This window comes from Pedobacter sp. R20-19 (assembly GCF_000708265.2).
GTDB lineage: Bacteria > Bacteroidota > Bacteroidia > Sphingobacteriales > Sphingobacteriaceae > Pedobacter.
This window is the reverse complement of the sequence record NZ_JCKI01000002.1, coordinates 740,647-761,840: the sequence shown is the minus strand read 5'-3', so window position 1 is coordinate 761,840 and position 21,194 is coordinate 740,647. Positions and strand designations below refer to the sequence as shown.

Annotated in this window: 15 protein-coding genes; 5 read left to right on the top strand and 10 right to left on the bottom strand. The window is 36.6% G+C overall.

The features are described 5' to 3' along the window. Window positions 1-34: 34 nt before the first annotated feature. The 3 genes from AN34_RS07125 to AN34_RS07115 all read right to left on the bottom strand — a co-directional run bounded on the left by AN34_RS07125 (window position 35) and on the right by AN34_RS07115 (window position 4,710). The gene (locus tag AN34_RS07125) at window positions 35-2,404 is read right to left on the bottom strand and encodes an ABC transporter permease (protein WP_029283737.1); all 2,370 of its coding nucleotides are present in this window, start codon (window positions 2,402-2,404) and stop codon (window positions 35-37) included. Between the two features lie 235 nt (window positions 2,405-2,639). Beyond that, on the bottom strand, window positions 2,640-3,338 hold the full coding sequence (locus AN34_RS07120; protein WP_029283734.1) for an ABC transporter ATP-binding protein: 699 nt from the start codon (window positions 3,336-3,338) through the stop codon (window positions 2,640-2,642). A 127-nt stretch (window positions 3,339-3,465) separates the two neighbouring features. Next, window positions 3,466-4,710 (bottom strand): efflux RND transporter periplasmic adaptor subunit, encoded by a 1,245-nt coding sequence (locus AN34_RS07115; protein WP_029283732.1) that lies wholly within the window; start codon window positions 4,708-4,710, stop codon window positions 3,466-3,468. Between the two features lie 394 nt (window positions 4,711-5,104). On the opposite strand from AN34_RS07115, the gene AN34_RS07110 reads away from it, so the two are divergent. The 3 genes from AN34_RS07110 to AN34_RS07100 all read left to right on the top strand — a co-directional run bounded on the left by AN34_RS07110 (window position 5,105) and on the right by AN34_RS07100 (window position 10,264). Further along, window positions 5,105-6,475, top strand: coding sequence for a sigma-54 dependent transcriptional regulator (locus tag AN34_RS07110; RefSeq protein ID WP_029283730.1), 1,371 nt, complete (start codon window positions 5,105-5,107; stop codon window positions 6,473-6,475). A gap of 66 nt (window positions 6,476-6,541) precedes the next feature. Then, a complete protein-coding gene (locus AN34_RS07105; protein ID WP_029283728.1) occupies window positions 6,542-7,900 on the top strand; it encodes a PAS domain-containing sensor histidine kinase in 1,359 nt (452 codons plus the stop codon). 174 nt (window positions 7,901-8,074) lie between these two features. Next, window positions 8,075-10,264 (top strand): bifunctional alpha,alpha-trehalose-phosphate synthase (UDP-forming)/trehalose-phosphatase, encoded by a 2,190-nt coding sequence (locus AN34_RS07100; RefSeq protein ID WP_029283726.1) that lies wholly within the window; start codon window positions 8,075-8,077, stop codon window positions 10,262-10,264. 328 nt (window positions 10,265-10,592) lie between these two features. Here the strand turns inward: AN34_RS07100 and AN34_RS07095 are convergent, their stop codons facing one another. Beyond that, window positions 10,593-12,377 (bottom strand): glycoside hydrolase family 15 protein, encoded by a 1,785-nt coding sequence (locus tag AN34_RS07095; RefSeq protein WP_029283724.1) that lies wholly within the window; start codon window positions 12,375-12,377, stop codon window positions 10,593-10,595. A 280-nt stretch (window positions 12,378-12,657) separates the two neighbouring features. On the opposite strand from AN34_RS07095, the gene AN34_RS07090 reads away from it, so the two are divergent. Both AN34_RS07090 and AN34_RS07085 read left to right on the top strand, forming a co-directional pair. After that, window positions 12,658-14,076 (top strand): glycogen synthase, encoded by a 1,419-nt coding sequence (locus tag AN34_RS07090; RefSeq protein ID WP_029283722.1) that lies wholly within the window; start codon window positions 12,658-12,660, stop codon window positions 14,074-14,076. A 2-nt stretch (window positions 14,077-14,078) separates the two neighbouring features. Beyond that, window positions 14,079-15,347, top strand: a complete 1,269-nt coding sequence (locus tag AN34_RS07085) for a glucose-1-phosphate adenylyltransferase (RefSeq protein ID WP_029283720.1) — start codon at window positions 14,079-14,081, stop codon at window positions 15,345-15,347. A gap of 174 nt (window positions 15,348-15,521) precedes the next feature. On the opposite strand, the gene cobA is transcribed toward AN34_RS07085, so the two are convergent. From cobA to AN34_RS21880, 6 genes are all read right to left on the bottom strand, one after another. Next, window positions 15,522-16,316: a uroporphyrinogen-III C-methyltransferase gene (gene cobA / locus AN34_RS07080; protein WP_029283717.1), complete on the bottom strand. Its 795-nt coding sequence runs from the start codon at window positions 16,314-16,316 to the stop codon at window positions 15,522-15,524. 377 nt (window positions 16,317-16,693) lie between these two features. Further along, on the bottom strand, window positions 16,694-17,158 hold the full coding sequence (locus tag AN34_RS07075) for a hypothetical protein (RefSeq protein ID WP_029283715.1): 465 nt from the start codon (window positions 17,156-17,158) through the stop codon (window positions 16,694-16,696). A 172-nt stretch (window positions 17,159-17,330) separates the two neighbouring features. Continuing rightward, entirely contained in the window at window positions 17,331-18,581 is a 1,251-nt protein-coding gene (locus AN34_RS07070) for a sulfate adenylyltransferase subunit 1 (protein WP_029283713.1), read from the bottom strand. A gap of 138 nt (window positions 18,582-18,719) precedes the next feature. Further along, the gene (cysD, locus tag AN34_RS07065; protein WP_029283711.1) at window positions 18,720-19,625 is read right to left on the bottom strand and encodes a sulfate adenylyltransferase subunit CysD; all 906 of its coding nucleotides are present in this window, start codon (window positions 19,623-19,625) and stop codon (window positions 18,720-18,722) included. A gap of 81 nt (window positions 19,626-19,706) precedes the next feature. Further along, window positions 19,707-20,450 carry a phosphoadenylyl-sulfate reductase gene (locus tag AN34_RS07060; protein WP_036676621.1) on the bottom strand — a complete coding sequence of 248 codons (744 nt, stop codon included), beginning with the start codon at window positions 20,448-20,450 and terminating at the stop codon, window positions 19,707-19,709. 2 nt (window positions 20,451-20,452) lie between these two features. After that, complete coding sequence (locus AN34_RS21880; protein WP_231625499.1) at window positions 20,453-21,190, bottom strand: sulfite exporter TauE/SafE family protein; 738 nt, start codon at window positions 21,188-21,190, stop codon at window positions 20,453-20,455. Window positions 21,191-21,194 lie beyond the last annotated feature (4 nt).

Here is a 21,194-nt window from a genome sequence, read left to right as displayed (position 1 = left end):
GAGCCATCAGCTTTAGTCTTTAAGTTTTTAGCTTTTATTCGTATTTCAAAGCATCAACAGGATTGGCTTTTGCCACTTTTACAGATTGAATGCTTACGGTTAAAACAGCAATTAAAACAGATATTGTAATGGCAAGTGCAAATGGCAAAAATGATATATCAACACGGTATTCGAAGGCAGAAAGCCATTTATTAATGACCAGATAAGCCAGTGGAAAGGCAACCACATTGGCAATTGCAACGAGTTTGATAAAATCCTTATTTAAAAGTGTTAGGATGTTGGCCGTGCTCGCACCTAAAACTTTACGTATACTGATTTCCTTCTTGCGCTGCTCGGCCATAAAAAGTGCCAGCCCTAACAAGCCTAAACATGAAATAAATATGGCAAAACCGCCAAACCAGTTAGCAAGTGAACCTAATACTTTTTCATCCTGAAATTTAACCTCGAAAGATTCGTTTACAAATTTTCGGTTTACAGGATAATTTGGCTCCATATTTTTCACTACTTCATCAATTGTAGCCAGCGACGAACTCATATTCTGATTCGGGTTTAGCCTTGCTATAATGACGCTAATATCCTCACTGGTATTTAATCGAAAAATCATTGGCGCTACCTTCTGGTAGGCACTTTCTACAACAAAATCTTTAACAACACCAACGTTTGTGAACCTGGTACCCCAAAAAGTGATCACCGCACCAATTGGATTCTTCAAACCCATCATTTTAACTGCTGCCTCATTTAACATTACACTGCTACTATCTACTGGAAATTGCTTAGAAAATTCCCTTCCGCTTATTAATTTTGTCCCCATGGTTTCTATAAAATCATAACCTATCGATCTATGGTTAAAAGAAATGACTTCGTTAGGATTCTTCCCTGGCCAATCTATATCGATTGTATTATTTCCGCCTTCTGTAACGTCCGAACTAAAAAATGTTACATCACTCGTAGCGCCAGATTTTAGTAATTGTGTTTTGAGCAACTCCAGATTTTTATATTTCATCATGTTACCTTGCACGGCAATCTGTATGAGGTTAGATTGATCATAACCAATCGGTTTATTCTTAATGTAATTCAGTTGCTGATAGATTACCGCTGTACACACAATTAAACAGGCAGCAAAAACGAATTGTCCTACCACTAAAACTTTCCTCACCGATACGGAAGAATCAGTTTTAAGTTTTAAACCTTTTAATACTTTAATGGGCTCAAAAGAAGATAGATAAAGTGCCGGATAACTACCCGCTATAAATCCAGTAAAAATCATTAAAATGAAAAGCGCAGCCCAAAATCTGAAATTGCTATAATCAATTTCTAATTTGATATTTAATAAATTGTTAAAATATGGAATGCTAACCTCAACTAAAATAAAGGCAATAACCGTAGCCACAACTGTAACTAAGATAGATTCTAAAAAAAACTGGTTGATTAAAGATTGCCTTGAAGATCCAATAGCTTTGCGAACGCCAACCTCTTTTGCTCTGCGCTCTGAACGGGCGGTAGATAGATTCATAAAGTTTACACAGGCAATTAACAGGATGCAAAACGCCAACAACAAAAATATTTTAAGCTGATCTATTTTCCCACCTACAGATTTTCCATTTACAAAGTCACCATATAAGTGCCATTTGGATAAAGGATGCAATAATGCAACCGACAGGTTTTCTTTTTGATTGCGTTTATAAATATCATGTATATAAGCATTTGCCGCCGGAAAAAATTTATTATCCTGCAACTGAACCATTGTTAAGCACATATTATTACCCCAATTATTCTCCTTTGCCCACGTCTCTCTCTTCAAAAACAAATCCCATGGCATGATACATTCGAAAATTATACTGCTATTGGCTGGGCTATCTTCTATAACGGCTTCTACTTTCAAAACATCCTGATTTTCCAGTTTGACAGTTTTATTAATTGGGTCTTCATCTCCAAATAGCTTCTTTGCAAATGATTTTGTTAGGATTATAGAATTTAAATTCTCTAAAACCTTTACAGGATTCCCCTTAATAAATTTATAATCAAATATTTTAAGGAAAGAAGGATCAGCAAATACAACCTTGCTAATTACTTTATTGTTACCAACGGTGATTAGGTTAGCTCGTGGATAGGTAGAATGTGATGCATATTTAACTCCTGGTAATTTCTCCTGCACTTCTTTGGCCATTACATTAGGGGTCCATGCCCAACTAAAAGTTTTACCATTCGCCTCCATATTTTGATAAATCACATAAGTTTTATCGTTATTGGTAAATTGCTTGTCATAACTCCACTCATAAGCTACATATATGAGCAAAACCATACAACTGGCTAAGCCGATGGCTAAACCTCCGATATTGATCAAAGAGAATCCTTTATTTTTCCAAAGGTTTCGCAAAGCGATTTTTAAGTTTAATTTGAACATGTTTGTAGGGTCAATTAATTAGTATCAGGTATTAAGAGCTAAAAGCAGAAAGACTAAAGCACCTGCAAACCGTTTTAATCTTCAGTCTTTGGTTTTTTAGGTTTAAGATAATCAGCGCCTGTCCCGAATCCTCCCATCCAGGAAGATTTCGGTTGGCTATCATTAACTAAACTAAATTCTTATTATCATAAGGCTAAGCACATTAATCTTTGTGCTTTAAGCTTTCAGCTTATTTTTATATCAATTCCTCGTTTCTGCTCTTGTTTATCTTTTCAGAAATCACATGTCCATCCTTCAGATTGATAATTCTGTTTGAAAAACTAGCATCATGACTGGAGTGTGTTACCATTACAATGGTGGTTCCGGTTTCATTAAGTTCGCAAAGCAACTCCATTACCTCATTACCATGAGAGCTATCTAAGTTTCCGGTAGGCTCATCGGCTAAAACCAATTTAGGTTTGGTTACTAATGCCCTGGCTACAGCAACCCGCTGTTGTTGTCCACCCGAAAGTTGCTGTGGAAAGTGGCCACTTCGGTTTACAATGTTCATCCTTTCAATGATTTCATTAACCAATTGCTTCCGTTCACCTGCCGGAATTTTATTGTAAATTAAAGGCAGTTCGATGTTTTCAAAAACGGTTAACTCGTCTATTAAGTTAAAGTTCTGAAAAACAAAGCCCATATTTCTTTTCCGGAAATTGGAACGTTCTCTATCATTTAAAGTTAAAAGTTCGGTATCGATAAACTTATAACTTCCGCTTTCAGGTTTATCCAATAACCCCATTACATTTAACAGGGTGGATTTTCCACAGCCTGATGGCCCCATGATGGAAACAAATTCGCCCTCTTTTACATGAAGGTTAATTCCATTCAGCGCAGTAGTTTCTACTTCTTCAGTTTTGTAAACTTTTTCCAGATTTTCTATTTTAATCATCGCTTATAAGTATCAAGTATGTAATATCAAGTATCGAGACCTGATTATATCTTTATATTTTTTTACTATTCATATTACCCAACTCTTCACCTAACCACCTGCCCCATCTAACCGACTTATCACCTCCCTATTTCCCAATCTCCACCTGGTCGTACTGGTTAAATTGATCGTAAGATGAGGTAATCACTTCATCACCTTTGGCTAAACCATCTAAAATTTCATAATAAAGGTAATTTTTCCGACCAATTTTAACATTTTTCTTAATGGCTTTACCATTGCTTACCACAAACACCCACGAGCCTCCCGTACTTTGGAAAAACTGACCTTGTGCGAGCAATAATGATTTACTGTTATCAGATAAGGTTAATTTTGTTTGAAGCGATAAACCCCTACGCAAGCCTTCTGGTGCAGCACCTTTAAAAACCATTTCTACCTGAAACTGACCTGCAGTAACCTCTGGAATAACTTTACTTACTGTTAAATTATAATTTTTACCATTAAATTCACAACTGGCCGTTTGCCCCTCTTTAACCCGATTGATGTAATATTCATCAACACCAGCCTGCAATTTGTATCCCTGGAGTACATCGATTTTTCCAATCATTTCATTGGAGTTATAAGATTTTCCTGTAACCGGATCATAAGACGATAATTTTCCGGAAACGGGCGCTTTGATGGTCATGTTTTCAATATTCTTACGGATCATTTCCAAACTCTCATTCATTTGCCCCATCGACTGGTCTATTTGCGCCAGTTGCATTTTTCTACTCTGATTTTCTTGTTTAATGGCTTGTTTAACAATTTTCAGTTTACCTTGATAGTATTCGTAATCCTGACTTGATTTATTGAATTCCTGAAGTGTAATTACTTTCTTTAAATATAAGGAACTGTCTAATCTATACTGGCGTGTAGCGGTGCGTAAGTTATTTTCTACATCTAAAACATCCTGATTTAAGATGCGTTGATTTTGCTCTAGATCCAACCTTGATTTACGTAACTGATTAATTTGCTCTGTTGCAGCAGTTTGTTGTGAAGTATAACCTAACATCGCATTCGAGTTTGCAATGCGTAATAATGGCGTCCCTTTTACTACAGATGCTCCGTTTTCGGTAAAGATTTCTGCTACGGTTCCTCCTTCCGATGAACTTACAATAACAGACGTTAATGGAACCACACTGGCATTGAGGAGAACAACATCTTCAAAATCACCATATTCAACTTTGCTAATTGTTAATTTATCTGCATCTGCACTGTAAGTTTTCTTTAGCGATAGAGTATAGCCATAAATTACAACCGCTACAAAAGCAACTGCCCCACCTATTATAATTAAGGTTTTAGTGCTAAATCTTTTCTTCTCTATTTTTTTGTCCATTGTTTGGTTTCACTGTTTGATTTGCCTAATATCCAAGCTTATGCCAATTAGCACAACAAGACTTAAAACACTATTAAACAGCAATTTAATTTTTTTAGCTATTTTTAGCTGTTCATTATCGAACAGCTATTGTGCGGGAGCGAACAGTTTAATTAATTTTGTTAGGTAGTAAAAATTGATGTTATGATAGTCATTTAGAAAAGGAGGAGTAGGGAAAAAAACCTCTCCCTTTATCCCCTCTCCTGAAAGAGAGGGGGGCTAGAATCAGAAAAAACAAAGTTTCAAACTCTGGGTTTAAACTACCCACCTTTATTCCCTTCTCTTTAAGGAGAGGGACAGCAAAAAAAACAACCACCAATTCCTTTAACAGGGAGAGGTATTATGAAATAAAACCATGTTAGACGCCACAGTTTTAATCATTGATGATGATGACGACATCCTTTTAAGTGCCCGCCTCTTTCTTAAGCAGCAGGTAAAACAAGTTATTACTTGCAAGTCGCCCAAAGAAATTAATGTTCTATTAAGTAGAAATGAAGTTGACATCATTCTATTGGATATGAACTATCAAAAAGGTGCAAGTGATGGGCGAGAAGGGTTATATTGGCTTGAACACATTTTATCAATTGATAAAGATTACGTGGTCATTTTAATGACAGCCTTTGGAAATGTAGAGCTTGCGGTAAAAGCCATCAAAAAAGGTGCAACAGATTTCATCCTCAAACCCTGGGAAAACGAAAAACTTTTTGCCACCATTTCAGCAGCTTCAAAATTGCGTGAATCGAACAGAAAAGTAAAAAAACTGGAGAAAATCCATTCCTCATTACAAAAAGACATGACCCGTGGCTTTGAGAATATTGTAGGTAAGGCAGATGGAATTAAGCAGCTTCAAAACACCTTAATAAAAGTTGCTCCAACTGATGCCAACGTTTTAATTTTAGGTGAAAATGGAACCGGGAAGCAGGTTTTTGCGTACGAAATTCATGGAAATTCACTGCGTAAGAACCAGGTTTTTATGCATGTAGATTTAGGATCACTCAATGAAAACTTATTTGAAAGTGAACTTTTCGGCTACGCTAAGGGTGCCTTTACTGATGCAAAAGAAGATAAACCAGGGCGTTTTGAATTGGCGGATGGCGGAACGATCTTCTTAGATGAGATTGGAAATTTAACCCTACCCTTGCAAGCTAAACTTTTAAGTGTACTCCAAAACAGAACGGTTACTCGTTTAGGAGAAAGCAAAGAGCGTAAAGTTAACGTTCGTTTAATTACCGCAACCAACATGCCCTTAAATGAAATGGTGGCTAAAAACACATTCAGACAAGATTTACTATTCCGGATCAACACAGTTGAGTTATTTTTGCCGCCCTTACGCCAGCGCGGTACAGATATTCTGCTTTTAGCCGCTCATTTTATGCAGGTATTTAGTTCGAAATATCATAAAGAAAATCGAAGTTTAAGCAGCAAAGCTGAAGACATGCTGCTAAATTATAAATGGCCCGGAAACGTACGGGAGCTTCAGCATGTATTAGAGCGTGCAGTTATTATGAGTGACGGAAAGGAAATTACAGAAGAAGATTTACAGCTTAGTCCGCAACGTTTTGCACAAACCAATACCCTTCCAGATGAGATGGCACTCGGTGATATGGAAAAAATGATGGTGCAAAAAGCAATTGATAAGCACAAAGGAAATATATCAAAAGCAGCCGCAGAACTGGGCCTAACCAGGGCAGCCTTATACAGGAGAATTGAGAAATTTGGAATATAGCTCAAAGCTGAAAGACTAAAGCAGAAAGCTTTGATCTTTTAGCTTTGAACATTTAGCTTTAAAAACATGTTTTACAAACGCTTTACTTTTCGTTTAGTATTTCGCCTGTTGGTCATTAACCTGTTGGCCTACTTGCTATTTTACCTCATTAAAAACACACAACTCTGGTTTACCATTATTGGAGTGGGCTTGATTTTAATAGGTACCATCATTTCATTATATCATTACATTAACGAAATCCGTTCGGATATTAAACGGTTTATTTTGGCCGTAAAAACCAGAGATCACACACTAAATTTCAAAAACAAAACAACTAAAGGTAGTTTCCCTGAATTGTATGAATCATTTGGCGAGATTCTTCAGGTTCACAAACAAATTCGCTTAGAGCAGGAAGCCATGTTTCAGCTCATTAAAACCATTTTGGAACAAGTGCCTGTTGGTGTAATTGTGATCAACAACACAACTACAGAAAACCAGCATCAGGAAATTGCCTTTTTTAACCAGGCAGCATCTAACCTTTTAGGCGTGCCGGCTTACAAATATTGGCACCGGGTAAAACAGCACTTACCTGCTTTTGCACATGAAATTGATCAGATACAAAATGGTGGAAAACGATTTTTGGAGCTTAAAGTACAAGAGAAATTTATCCAGCTTTCTACTGAAGTTATTCCACTTAACCTTTACGGAAAGAATTACACCATCATTAGTTTTCAAAATATAAAAGATGAAATTGAACAAAAGGAAACAGAAGCATGGAATAGGTTAATTGGTGTAATTTCTCACGAAATTTTAAATTCCATTACCCCAATCAGCTCCCTTTCAGATACCATTAACAGTATGGTAACCAATAAGGAAAGTTTGAACAAAGATGAAATGGAAGATTTGAAAATGGCCCTTCAAACCATTAAGCGTCGTTCTGCCGGACTGCTTGATTTTGTTAAAGATTATCGCCTTATTGCCGAACTGCCAACGCCAAACCTCGAAACGCATACCATTGGCGAAATATTAAAACACATTATGGTGTTAATGCAGCCATTTGCAAAGGTTAAAAATGTAGTTCTAGAGGTAGAACAAACCAGTTCAAAAATTAGCGTCCAGCTAGATTTAAAACTGATAGAACAAGTGTTAATTAATCTCATCACAAACAGTATTTATGCTGTCGAGGGATCAGACATACCTCATATCAAAGTAAAACATAGGCTGGAAAACACCAAACTTTATATAGATGTTACCGATAATGGCAAGGGAATTGACGCTACTGATTTAGAAAAGATCTTTGTTCCTTTCTACACCACCAGGAAAAATGGTTCTGGTATTGGTTTAACCATTAGCCGCAATATTATGAAAATGCACCGTGGAAGTATCGAAGTGGTGTCCATCCCTAACGAACAAACCACTTTTTCACTTTTATTTAAATATGTTTAAAAACAATAATTTAACTCAAAAAGACCGTTTAAAGACTAAATTAAACACACATAAGTTGTAAAAAAATATTGATACATAATTTCTATAAAATCATTTGAATGTTTTTTTAGACCAAAAATTCAAACAAAAACGGCATTAAGGGCTTTTATTTATGTGGATACATCAAATACAAGCATGAAAACAGTTATAATTTCGAATAGACTACCCGTTAAAATCATTGAAGAAAATAACGAGTACACCTTCATTCCAAGTGAAGGAGGACTCGCAACAGGCCTCGGAGATGTTTATAAAACAGGCAACTCCATTTGGGTTGGATGGCCAGGAATAGAAGTCCCAGAAGATAGACAACAAGAGGTTATAGACAAACTTGCCGCCCTCAATCTTTATCCTGTGTTTCTAACCCAGGAAGAAATAAATTTATATTACGAAGGCTTTTCTAACGAAGTTTTATGGCCTGTTTTTCATTACCTCGTTACCTATGCACATTACGAGCAAAGCTATTGGGATTGCTATAAATCCGTGAATCAAAAATTTGCCTCTGCAGCGCTAAAAGTACTTTCAGATCAAGATAAAATATGGATTCAGGATTATCAGCTGCTTTTGCTATCAGGAATTCTACGCGATCAACTCCCAAAATCTACTATCGGTTTCTTTCAGCACATCCCCTTTCCATCTTACGAAATATTTAGATTAATCCCCTGGCGGGATGAATTATTAAACGGAATGTTGGGTGCCGATTTAATTGGTTTTCATACCTATGATGATGTGCGACACTTTTTAAGTACGGTAACGCGATTACTTCCTGTTAATTCATCTGCAAATGTGTTAAACAGTAATGAAAGGCAAATTGTTGTTGAAGCTTTTCCTATGGGGATTGATTTTGATAAATTCTCCAATCTAACTGCTCACGATGAAGTTCAGAAAGAAATAGAATACTTCCGTAAAGGGAAAGAAGATATGAAAGTGATTCTTTCTATTGATCGGCTGGATTATAGTAAAGGCATTTTGGAGCGCTTAAAGGCTTTGGAATTATTGCTCCAGGCCCATCCGGAATATATTGGAAAAATTGAGTTATACATGATAGTTGTTCCATCAAGAGATACGGTTCCTCAATACCGTGACTTAAAGGAACAAATTGATCAGTTTGTGGGTAATTTAAATGCCCGTTACCGCTCCATTAACTGGATTCCGGTTAACTATTTCTACCGCTCCTTTCCAATTGAAGTTTTATCAGCACTTTACGCTACTGCAGATATCTGTTTGGTTACACCTATGCGTGATGGTATGAATTTGGTAAGTAAGGAATATGTAGCCAGTAGGAATAACAACAACGGTGTACTTATTTTAAGCGAAATGGCTGGTGCATCTAAAGAATTAACAGATGCAGTAATTGTAAATCCAAATAATATTGGAGACATCATGGAGGCCATCGTACTGGGCCTCAAAATGTCCCTAGAAGAACAACAAAGCCGTATGAAAGCCATGCGGAATATCGTAGAAAAATTCAATGTGAAACATTGGGTTAATAATTTTATTTTAAGACTAGACGAAGTGAAAGATTCTCAAAATTCATTGCTAACAAAACATGCAGTAACTTCCATCAAAGAAGTAATCGCCGAAAAATATGATCATACTACAGATCGGGTATTATTCCTTGATTATGATGGCACCCTTGTAGATTTTGCCGGAAATATTGATGATGCATCTCCAGATGAAGAACTTTATAATTTGATCGCCAAGCTAACCTCAGATCCTGCCAATACAGTGGTTATCATCAGTGGAAGGAGAAATGAAACATTAGAGAAATGGTTTGGCCATTTAAAAGTAGATTTAATAGCCGAGCATGGCGCATGGCAAAAAGCTTATGGTGATAAATGGAATTGCCTTCCATTGCTAACTGATCAATGGAAACAGGAAATGAAATCGATCCTAGAAACCTATACCGATAGAACGCCAGGTTCTTTCATTGAAGAAAAAAGCTATTCCCTGGTTTGGCATTATCGCAAAGTAGAAGAAGGATTAGGCGATTTAAGAGCAAATGAAATCGTAAGTCATTTAAAAATTCTTGCAGCAGATAAAGGCCTGCAGCTGATGCCTGGTAATAAGGTAATCGAATTTAAAAATATGGAAGTTAATAAAGGGAAAGCCGCATTAAACTGGCTATACGGTAAGAATCCAGATTTTATTTTGGCTCTTGGTGATGACCATACTGACGAAGATATTTTCAAAGCTCTTCCAAATGATGCATTTACCATTAAAGTTGGAAATAACATTTCTGAAGCGAAGTATTATTTGAATGATTTTAAAGAAGTAAGAAAATTACTTTGGGGTTTGGTGAAGGATGAAGTTACAGAAATTCAATAATTTATATTAAGATTCGTGTTGAAGCAAGTTCAGGAGGACGATCCCCTAGCAAATTCGTTATTGCGAGGAGAAACGACAGCCCGCCCCGAATTTTCGGGGAAGCAATCTATTTTTATAGGTCTCTTCGATTGAGATTGCTTCAGCAGATAAAGGATCTGCTTCGCAAAGACGATCTTTGCAAAGACGATTTTTTAATGGAATGCACTAATCCGATTCGTTATGCTGACCTGTAGCGCAGCGGAAAGTTACGCAGTAAATTTAGTTCAGCACCTACTTAAAAATCCCAACCGTGGTTCATCCAATGATGAATACGGTTGGGATTAATTTTTTACAAAAATATTGGTCTATCCAATTTAATTGCAATGCGATGTGCGGCATTCATTAAGCCAACATGACTGTAAGCTTGTGGAAAATTCCCCCATTGACTTCCTGTCTTGGCATCAACATCCTCGCTGAAAAGTAATAAATGATTACAATACTTAATGATGTTTTCAAATTCCTTAATAGCCTCATCAACCCTGCCCACACAAGCCAGCGCTTCCACATACCAAAAAGCGCAAATTAGAAAAGTAGTTTTAGGCTTTCCAAAATCATCAGCATGCAAATACCTGTAGAACAAACCATCTTCTGTTTTGAGCTCCTTTTCTAAGGCAATTAAATGATCTTTGGCCCGGTCAGAAGCAGGATCAAGATAATTCATCATAATAAGCTGTAAGGTACTCGCATCTAAATATGGGCTTCCCACTGCATTGGTATAAACCTTACGTTCAGGATCGTAACAAGCCTCTATATGAGCCGAAGCTTTATCGATCAACACCTGAGCCCTATCTTCAAAATCCTGATTTCCAATTGTTTTCGCCATTTTCAAAGCTGCCTGCGCACCAGCCCACTGAAATAAATTACTATAACAATGTACATTAGCTATATTTCTGAACTCCCAGATTCCGGCATCCTTTTCGTCTATCGTTCTTTCAATTTTGGAAAGCACACTTTCAATCCATTTTATAGAATCACTTCGCTCTGAAAATACAAAACGATGATCGGTATAAAGTGGCAACATAGAAGTTAGAACCTGTCCGTAAATATCATTCTGAATATGTTCATAAGCCTGATTACCAATCCTGATGGGTTTTTCACCTTTATAGCCTTCTAAGTGGTCTAACGTGGTTTCGATAATTTCTCTTTCACCTGCTATGCCGTATAAAGGCTGATAACGTTCATCTTCATTGTGAGAAATATCAGATAGGTAATTAAAATACTTCTCCATTTCTTCAAAATGACCGATATGGTTTAAAGAAGTAAGCACATAGTGAGAATCCCTTAACCAGCAATAACGATAATCCCAGTTCCTTGTACTACCCGGAGACTCAGGTAAACTGGTTGTACTGGCGGCAATTATTGCTCCTGTATCTTCATACTGATGAATTTTCAAAACCAGTGCAGAACGAATCACCAATGGCTGATAAAAACCTGCGATGGTAGAATGTTTGATCCACAATCTCCAATAGCCAATGGTTTCTCTGAGAAAATTTTCTGCAGTGCTTACGATAGGCGCCTCCAGGTTTTGGCCGTAGGTCATAACAAGATATTTGGTCTCGTTAAGCACAAAAGCTTTTTCATCAATAATATAAGTTAAGGAAACATTTGTACTTAACCTGATATTTTCATCACAACCCAAATAATCAATATGATTGCTTCCTCTACTAGCCCTCATTCTTCCCTTACCATAATCACAAACAGGCTGACACTTAATTGTCACCCTTGGATTTCCTTCCAATGGCTCAATTTTTCTAATGAACATGAGCGGTTTAAAATACCTTTCATGCAGGCGAAAGCGTGGTGCAAAATCTGTGATGCGATATTTTCCATCTTCAGCAGTAATTTCTGTTCTTAATACATTTGTGTTTTCGATATAATACTGTGTAGAGTTATACTCCCCCTGTGGCAAAATTGAAAATTCCCCGCCTTTGTTTTTATCTAATAAACTTCCAAATACGAAAGGGCTATCAAAACGAGGCCAGCACAGCCAAGATATATCAGTGTTTTTATTTACATGTGCCATAAATGCACAATTTCCTATTATTCCGGTTTGATAAAGATGCTGTTCAGCCATAAGCTATTTTAAGTGTTTATCAACAAACAAGCTTATGCTTAAAATGTTGGCAGGAATGTGAAATACCTATTTTTAATAACCATAACGTGCAATTGGATTAAAATAATATTCACACATGAAAGCTTTCTGTTTTTAAAAAAATTTCTTCAAATAACTGGCTTACAATAGTTAAATAAAAGTCGATTCTACCTGGTAAAATTTCCGTTCAAATAAATTTTCTAATATTTCCAAATCGGAAAACAATTACTAACTTAACACAGTTATCTACACCAAATATTTGATGGAAATTATACATATAAGCGCCGAGTGTTACCCTGCTGCTAAAGTTGGCGGATTGGCTGATGTAGTAGGGGCTTTACCTAAGTATCAGAATAAAATAGGCCACATTGCCAAAGTGGTTGTTCCCGCATACGACACAAAATTTATCAGGGAAAGTGAATTTGAAGTAGCTTATGATGCCTGGTCTAATTATGGTAACAATCATTTTCAGTATAGAATTTTAAAAGAAAAATCCAATAAACTTGGCTTTGACTTATACCTGGTTCATATCCAAGGTCTAACTGATAGGCCAAATGTTTATGGCTATGCAGATGATACTGAACGTTTTGTTGCTTTCCAGATTGCTACATTGGATTGGATTGCACAATGGGAACATCGCCCTGATGTGATTCATTGTCATGATCACCATACCGGATTAGTTCCGTTTATGGTGGCAAATTGCCTTAAATACCAATCCATAAGTAAAGTACCCTCTGTTTTAACCATTCACAATGCACAATATCAAGGTCAGTTTGGTTGGAACAAACTTTATTACTTACCAGCTTTTGATTTATGGAAAGGCGGATTGCTCGGTTGGGAAGATGCGATCAATCCATTAGCTGCTGCCATTAAATGTGCCTGGCGGGTAACTACAGTTTCGCCAAGTTATTTGGAAGAAATGATGGGTAATGCTCGTGGATTAGAAAGCTTATTAAGACAGGAGCGCTGGAAATCTGTTGGTATATTAAATGGGATCGACAGTGAAGTCTGGAATCCTGAAACAGACCCCATGCTTGGAAAAGGTTACAATTTAAAAACAGTAGAAAGTGGAAAAGCAGCAAACAAAAAAGCGCTATGCGATGTTTTTCAACTGGATTCTTCAAAACCACTTTTCACCTTTATTGGAAGACTAGTGGATGAAAAAGGTGCAGATTTACTTCCGGATGTTTTTTATTCCGCTCTACATCAACATGGTGATAAGATTAACATCTTAGTTTTAGGCTCTGGAGATAGTTGGGTAGAAGGAAGGTTAAATCAAATTAAAGATTACCACAGTAGAAATTACAACGCGTACATTGGTTATAATGAACAGGTTTCACACGAAATATACGCAGGTGCCGATTTTCTATTAATGCCATCAAGGGTGGAACCCTGCGGTTTAAATCAACTTTATGCCTTACGATATGGAACGGTTCCTATTGTACGCAGGGTTGGTGGATTGAAAGATACAGTAATTGATATTGGTGATGGCGGTTTTGGAATTTGCCATGATCAAACCAGTGTATGGGATGTAACCCATGCCATTAATCGTGCTGTTGAATTGTATAATGATAAAAAAGCTTTTAAGGCTGTTCGAAAAACCATGATGAAAATTGATCATTCATGGGATAAGGCAGCAACCAATTATATAGAATTATACCAAATATTAAAACAAGCTTAAACATGACTGACAAAGTTTTAGGCGTTATCCTTGGCGGTGGCCAGGGCTCTAGATTATCGCCACTTACACAAACACGCTCTAAACCTGCAGTTCCAATTGCTGGTAAATATCGTTTGGTAGACATTCCTATTTCAAACTGCCTGAATTCTGGAATTCACCGCATGTTTGTACTTACGCAGTTTAATTCGGCGTCGCTAAATAAACACATTAAAAACACTTATCACTTTAGTCACTTTAGTACAGCTTTTGTTGATATTCTTGCAGCGGAGCAAACTGTTCAGAATGCTGGATGGTTTCAGGGAACTGCAGATGCGGTACGTCAATGTATGCATCATATTGTTTCTCATGAATTTGATTATATCCTGATACTTTCCGGCGATCAATTATACCAGATGGACTTCAAGGATATGATTGAAAAACATATCGAAGCAAATGCAGAAATTACAATTGCAACTATTCCCGTAACCGCTAAGGATGCTACAGATTTTGGTATCTTAAAAGCAGATGAGGAAAACATGATTACTTCCTTTACTGAAAAACCTAAAGTGGGTTTGGATGCGTGGGTTTCAGATACCGGTGCAGAAATGCAGGCCGAAGGCCGTAATTTCCTAGCCTCAATGGGAATTTACGTTTTCAACAGGGAATATTTAATTAATATCCTGAATGAAAACGAAGAGGAGAAAGATTTTGGTAAAGAGATTTTGCCTAGGGCAATTACAGAAAGCAGAGTATTAAGTTATCAATATGAGGGTTACTGGACTGATATTGGTAATATTTCATCATTCTTTGAGGCGAATTTAGGTTTAACCGATGAAATTCCTAAGTTTAATATGTTTGATAGCAACCATACCATATTTACCAGAGCGAGGATGTTGCCACCTTCTAAAATTTCTGGTACCACGTTAGAGAAAGCCATTATTGCAGAAGGTTGCATTGTACAAGCCAGTAGAATTGAACATGCTGTATTGGGTATTAGAGCTCGCATAGGAAAAGACACTGTTGTAACCAATGCTTATGTAATGGGTAGCGATAGGTATCAAACACTGGAAGAAATTCAAATGGAAACAGATATGGGAAATTCCCTTATTGGTATTGGCGACAGATGTTACATTAATAATGCAATCATTGATAAAAATTGCCGTATTGGCAATGATGTAAAAATAAATGGCGGTGCGCATTTAGAAGATGGTGATCATGAATTATATGCCGTTAAAGATGGTATTGTAGTGGTAAAAAAGGGTGCAGTATTGCCGAGCGGAACCATTATTTAAAATAAAAATTTGTTATAATAATAAGACCAGTATCGGATATTCCAATACTGGTTTTGTTTTTTACAGCCAATTTTAAATGAATTAAACTTATTTAAAAATATCTTACAATAAAAAAAAACCGCATTGCTTTAGCATGCGGTTCATAACAAAACAAATAATAGGTTATAGTTGATGCTAATATTCTTCAGCAATGATTTCGTAAAAATCTCTAATGGGTTGAAATTGCGGATGTAAAGAGACTACATCACCAAATACTAAAAGTGCAGGTGCTTTAATTTTTTTATCATCTACCACTTCTGCAATAGTATCTACAATTCCGACAGCAATTTTTTCATCCTTGGAAGAACCATTCTGAATCACTGCTACTGGCAGTAAACCTTTGTGCTCACTTTGAAAGATTGCGGCTATTTCTTTCACTTTCTCAATCCCATTTAAAACTACGATAGTGGCTTTAGTTTTTGCCGCAATATATAAGTCTTCAGAAATATCTCCCTTTGAATTGGTCCCGGTTACCGCCCAAAAACTCTCACTTAAATCTTTATAGATCATAGGGATTTTTTGCAAGCTTGGTGCACCAGTAGCACTCGAAATACCAGGGATAATTTCAGTTGGAATACTATATGATTCAGCTACGTCGATTTCTTCATAACCTTTAGCAAAAAAGAATGGATCACCACTTTTCAACCGCACCACGTGACCATAGTTTAGCGCATAATCTATAATTAGCTTATTTACAGCATCCTGTGAAAAATCTTCATCATCAGTGCGCTTACCTACATAAACTTTTGGAATATCATCAGGTGCATGACATAATAAAGCTTCGTTTACATTTGCATCGTACAAAACAACATCAGCTGTTTTTAATGCTTTAACACCTTTTAAACTGAATAAATCCGGGTCACCAGGACCAGCACCTAATAGTGTAATTTTTGGTTCAATGTTCGCTTTTTCAACTTTATTTAAAATCATGACAGAAAAGATTAGCTCGTGATCATTTATTAATTAGTCAAATATACAAAGTCTATAGAAATTGTAGTAATTTATTTTAAAATATTTTTTATTTAGTATTTTGTATAAGCGTTATTTGTTTTTTATTTACGTTGGTCAGGATTTATAATCATGACTGATCTTACTAAGGAGTTTAATCCTTAAATCAAACTTAATATTCGGTGCGAGTTAATTCAAATTCATAAACTTTCAAAATTAAGCTATTGAATCTTCATGGTGGATTAGAAATCCACAGTTATAGAAGTCCGGAAAAGATTTCCGGACTAACAAAATTACGTTGGTCTGGATTTGTAATCCAGACTAATCTTACTAAGGATTTTTAATCCTTAAACATCGTATTATTTACAAGGAACCTCTATAAAAGTAAATTTCCCTGCGTCATAGTTAATAGGCTTGCCTTTAACAAAATATGACCTGCCAAGTGTGGTTTCAATTTGCGCTACGCCCATAACCAGTTTTCCTTCTTTTTTCAAAAATGCCAGTGGGTTAGTATATGCTCTAGTGGTATCGTTGCCAGTATTGAACCGATAATCAACTAAAAGCGTATCCCCATGAAACTTACCATTAATCTCACCTTTATTTTGGGGCTTATCAGCATATTTTACTAATAGAGAACCTGTAATTTTCCCAGATGCCATTGTTTTCAAAATCATGGCTGCGCTATCCTTTTCAAATGATGATGCATAACAGGTTTCACTCATAACAGAATCCTTTTTTGCTGAATCAGCTTTCTTTTCAGATTGGTTACAGGCAAAAATAAATGGAACAGCAGCAAAGGCAATGTATAGAAGATTTTTTTTCATGATTATAAATTTAAAGTTTCAGATGAAAATATACTAATGAGATGAAAAATATTAAACGTTTCCACAAGCAAAAAAATTACTTTAATAAAAAAAGCAGGGCAATCAAACTGATCCCCTGCCTAAAGTATTTCTTTATATATAATGGCACTTTAATTTAATAAACACAACAAAACTATTCTACTGCTGCTCTAAACATTAAGGCACCAACCGTTAAGTTTGTACGGCTATCAACTAAAATTGCTGATCCATTGGCACGATTCTCATCATATAAATCAAAAGCTAAAGCATCAGCAGTTTTTAAGATCACCCTTCCGATATCATTCAGTTTAAATTCATCTGCGGGGTGTTTTTCTAAAGTATTAATATCCACTTTGTGCAAAATCTCACTGATTTTACATTTCGTTACCTTGCTGTTATGTTGAATTAAATACATGATAGAAGTATCTAATGCACGACCATCCATCCAACATAAATCGGCCTCTATCAATTTAGATTCCTGTGGCAAAGCCGATGCGTTTACGATGGTATCTCCACGACTGATATCTACATCGTCTTTTAAATGAATTGTAACTGACTGTCCTGCATGTGCGGCGTCTGGTAACTGATCAAAAAACTCAATTTTTTCAATTGTTGAACTTGCTCCAGATGGCAATACGGTAACTTTATCATTCAGCTTAAAAGTTCCACTGAGCACCCTACCAGCATAGCCACGGTAATCATGCAATTTATCTGTTTGAGGGCGGATGACCCATTGAACTGGCATCCGAGCCAACTGAGACTTATCCAGATTATCAGTATCAACCTGCTCCAGAAAATGTAAAAGGCTTTCGCCATTATACCAATCCATATGCACTGAATTTTGAACAATATTGTCACCTTTTAGCGCACTAACAGGAATATAGGTCACATCCTTTAATTTAAGCTGTTGCGCTAATACCTTGTATTTATCAATGATTGAGCTATAAACTTCTTCACTATAATTTACCATATCCATTTTATTGATACACACCACAATGTGTTTAATTCCCAATAAGGAAACCAAATAAGAATGGCGGATCGTTTGCTCCACTACTCCATTTCGGGCATCAATTAAAATGATGGCCAGATTAGCAGTAGAAGCACCAGTAACCATATTTCTGGTGTACTGAATATGTCCTGGTGTATCGGCGATAATAAACTTACGTTTTTCAGTTTGAAAATATTTATAGGCAACATCAATCGTAATTCCTTGTTCCCGCTCTGCTCTTAAACCATCTGTTAAAATGGCTAAATCTATTGTTCCATCGTCATTTTTACGATTAGAGCTTTGTAAGGCTTCCAACTGATCAGCTAAAATGGAATCTGTATCATATAACAAACGGCCAATTAAGGTACTTTTACCATCATCAACACTGCCTGCTGTAAAAAATTTTAATATGTTCATGTTTGTTTTAGTATTAAGATAAAAGTATCAGATATCAAGACAAATTGCAGTCTATCACTTCCGTACTCATACTTAGTTTATTTAGGGTTAATTTTTTTAGCTTGCACTCAGTCTTGATACTAGCTACTTGATACTCCCTTAAAAATACCCACCTTTTTTCCTGTCCTCCATTGCGGCTTCTGATACCTTATCATCTAAACGTGCACCACGCTCAGAGATTTTTGATGCACTAATTTCGTCAATAATATCATCAATCAAAGTTGCTTCTGATTCAACTGCGGCGGTACAAGACATATCGCCCACTGTCCGGAAACGCACTTGTTTACGAAATACCACATCTTCATCATCCATATTTAAGAAAGGAGATGCTGCCATTAACTGACCATTTCTGGTGATCACTTCACGCTCATGTGAGAAATAAATACTTGGCAATTCAATTTTCTCTCTTCGGATATAATTCCATACGTCTAATTCCGTCCAGTTGCTAATGGGAAAAACCCTAACGTTTTCACCTTTATGAATTTTACCATTATAAATATTCCAAAGTTCAGGGCGCTGGCGCTTTGGATCCCACTGTCCGAATTCATCGCGAACAGAGAAAATTCGCTCCTTCGCTCTGGCTTTTTCTTCATCCCTGCGGGCACCACCTATACAAGCATCAAACTGGTGTTCAGCTATGGTATCTAATAAAGTAACGGTTTGTAAAGCATTTCTACTGGCATTCTTACCTGTTTGTTCTATTACTTTACCTTGGTTTATGGATTCCTGAACGGAGCCCACAATTAATCGTTCGCCAATTCTTTCGATCATTTTATCCCGGTAAGTGATGGTTTCTTCAAAATTATGACCGGTATCAATATGAACCAATGGGAAGGGGAATTTTCCCGGACGAAAGGCTTTTTCCGCTAAACGAACTAAAGTTATAGAATCTTTTCCACCAGAAAACAGCAAGGCAGGCTTTTCAAATTGCCCGGCCACTTCACGTAAAATGTGAATTGCTTCAGCCTCCAGTTCGTCTAAATAATCAAAATTATATGTGCTCATTTATTAAGTTTTGAATTTTGAATGATAAAATGAGTGACAGTAATTTCTGTAGGTACTCATGTTATTATTCAAATGTTATATTCATTTGTTGTTAGTAAAGCTTTCCGCTTTAGTCTTTAAGCTAGCTTCAGTTGCATGCAACCCACACTCCTTTTTGCTTTGGTCTTCCCACCACCATCTGCCTGCTCTAAAATCTTCACCCTGCTGTACAGCTCTGGTACAGGGCGCACAACCAATGCTAGGGAAACCTTTATCATGCAAGGTATTATAAACGATATTATTTTCTTTAATATAACTTTTCACATCATCCAGCGTCCAGTCAAAAATAGGGTGAAATTTTATTAATTGATTTCCTTCATCCCATTCCAAATCATGCATATCTTCGCGATTTGGACTCTGCTCAGCCCTGATTCCGGTCACCCAGATTTCATTCCCTTTTAATGCTCTTTTCAAAGGTTCAATTTTACGAATGTAGCAGCATTCTTTTCTGTTGTCTACAGAGTCGTAAAAACTATTTGGTCCTTTCAAATTCACCATCTCCTCCAATAATTCGTTTTTTGGATAGTAGGCATGGATAGGTTTGTTATATATTTCCAATGTACGGTTCCAAACATAATAAGTTTCAGGAAAAAGACGACCTGTTTCCAGCGTAAACACCTTAATTGGAATATGATTTGAAAAAATGAGATGTGTTATGGCTTGGTCCTCCCAACCGAAACTGGTCGAAAAAATAATTCTGTCGGCATATCTGTCAGCCAAATATTTCAATCTATCTATTGTACTTAAACCAGAAAGTTCCTGGTTAATTTCCACTAAATTCCCCATCACTAAATTAATTTTAAAATAAACATAATCACACTGCGTAAGCTCACGATCATTACAATAATCCCAACTGCAACCATAATGGTTTTAGCTGAAATTTTGTTAGAAACCTTTGCGGCAATTGGCGATGCAATTGCACTACCAATAATCAAGCCGACAACAGCCTCCCAATGCTTGCCACCTAACATGGTAAAAAAGGTTAATGAGCTTAGAGTCGCAATAAAAAACCTGCTGATTTTAACTGTTCCCAGTGAAAATAATGGATGACGGCCACCTGCTATTAAACTTGATAACACGATAGAACCCCATCCGCCACCAAATGCTGCATCAATAAATCCACCTACAAAGCCCAAAAGACCTATTTTCTTAATTTTCTCATCAGCCTTTTTTCTTTTAATGTTAAAAGCCTTCATGAGAATAACACCGCCTAAAAACAAGGTATAAACGGCTACAACTGGTTTAACGTAAGCAGCGTAATTTTCTAAAGACGACAAAATATATGCACCTAAAACCGCTCCTATAATCGCTGGTATAATTAAAATTTTAAACAGTTTCCAGTTTACGTTGCCCATTCTGTAATGCATCCAGCCGGCAATCCCATTGCTCATTACTTCTGAAATATGAATGGCCATACTTGCTGAGGCAGGAGGCAACCCCATGGCCAGTGAAAAAGATGCAGTAGTAACACCATAAGACATTCCAATGGCACCATCGATTAATGCAAACAAAAATCCAGCGCCCAAAAAC

Coding starts and splice junctions, on each gene's coding strand:
- AN34_RS07125 (WP_029283737.1), bottom strand. CDS start 2,404: ATGTTCAAATTAAACTTAAAAATCGCTTTGCGAAACCTTTGGAAAAAT.
- AN34_RS07120 (WP_029283734.1), bottom strand. CDS start 3,338: ATGATTAAAATAGAAAATCTGGAAAAAGTTTACAAAACTGAAGAAGTA.
- AN34_RS07115 (WP_029283732.1), bottom strand. CDS start 4,710: ATGGACAAAAAAATAGAGAAGAAAAGATTTAGCACTAAAACCTTAATT.
- AN34_RS07110 (WP_029283730.1), top strand. CDS start 5,105: ATGTTAGACGCCACAGTTTTAATCATTGATGATGATGACGACATCCTT.
- AN34_RS07105 (WP_029283728.1), top strand. CDS start 6,542: ATGTTTTACAAACGCTTTACTTTTCGTTTAGTATTTCGCCTGTTGGTC.
- AN34_RS07100 (WP_029283726.1), top strand. CDS start 8,075: ATGAAAACAGTTATAATTTCGAATAGACTACCCGTTAAAATCATTGAA.
- AN34_RS07095 (WP_029283724.1), bottom strand. CDS start 12,377: ATGGCTGAACAGCATCTTTATCAAACCGGAATAATAGGAAATTGTGCA.
- AN34_RS07090 (WP_029283722.1), top strand. CDS start 12,658: ATGGAAATTATACATATAAGCGCCGAGTGTTACCCTGCTGCTAAAGTT.
- AN34_RS07085 (WP_029283720.1), top strand. CDS start 14,079: ATGACTGACAAAGTTTTAGGCGTTATCCTTGGCGGTGGCCAGGGCTCT.
- cobA (WP_029283717.1), bottom strand. CDS start 16,316: ATGATTTTAAATAAAGTTGAAAAAGCGAACATTGAACCAAAAATTACA.
- AN34_RS07075 (WP_029283715.1), bottom strand. CDS start 17,158: ATGAAAAAAAATCTTCTATACATTGCCTTTGCTGCTGTTCCATTTATT.
- AN34_RS07070 (WP_029283713.1), bottom strand. CDS start 18,581: ATGAACATATTAAAATTTTTTACAGCAGGCAGTGTTGATGATGGTAAA.
- cysD (WP_029283711.1), bottom strand. CDS start 19,625: ATGAGCACATATAATTTTGATTATTTAGACGAACTGGAGGCTGAAGCA.
- AN34_RS07060 (WP_036676621.1), bottom strand. CDS start 20,450: ATGGGGAATTTAGTGGAAATTAACCAGGAACTTTCTGGTTTAAGTACA.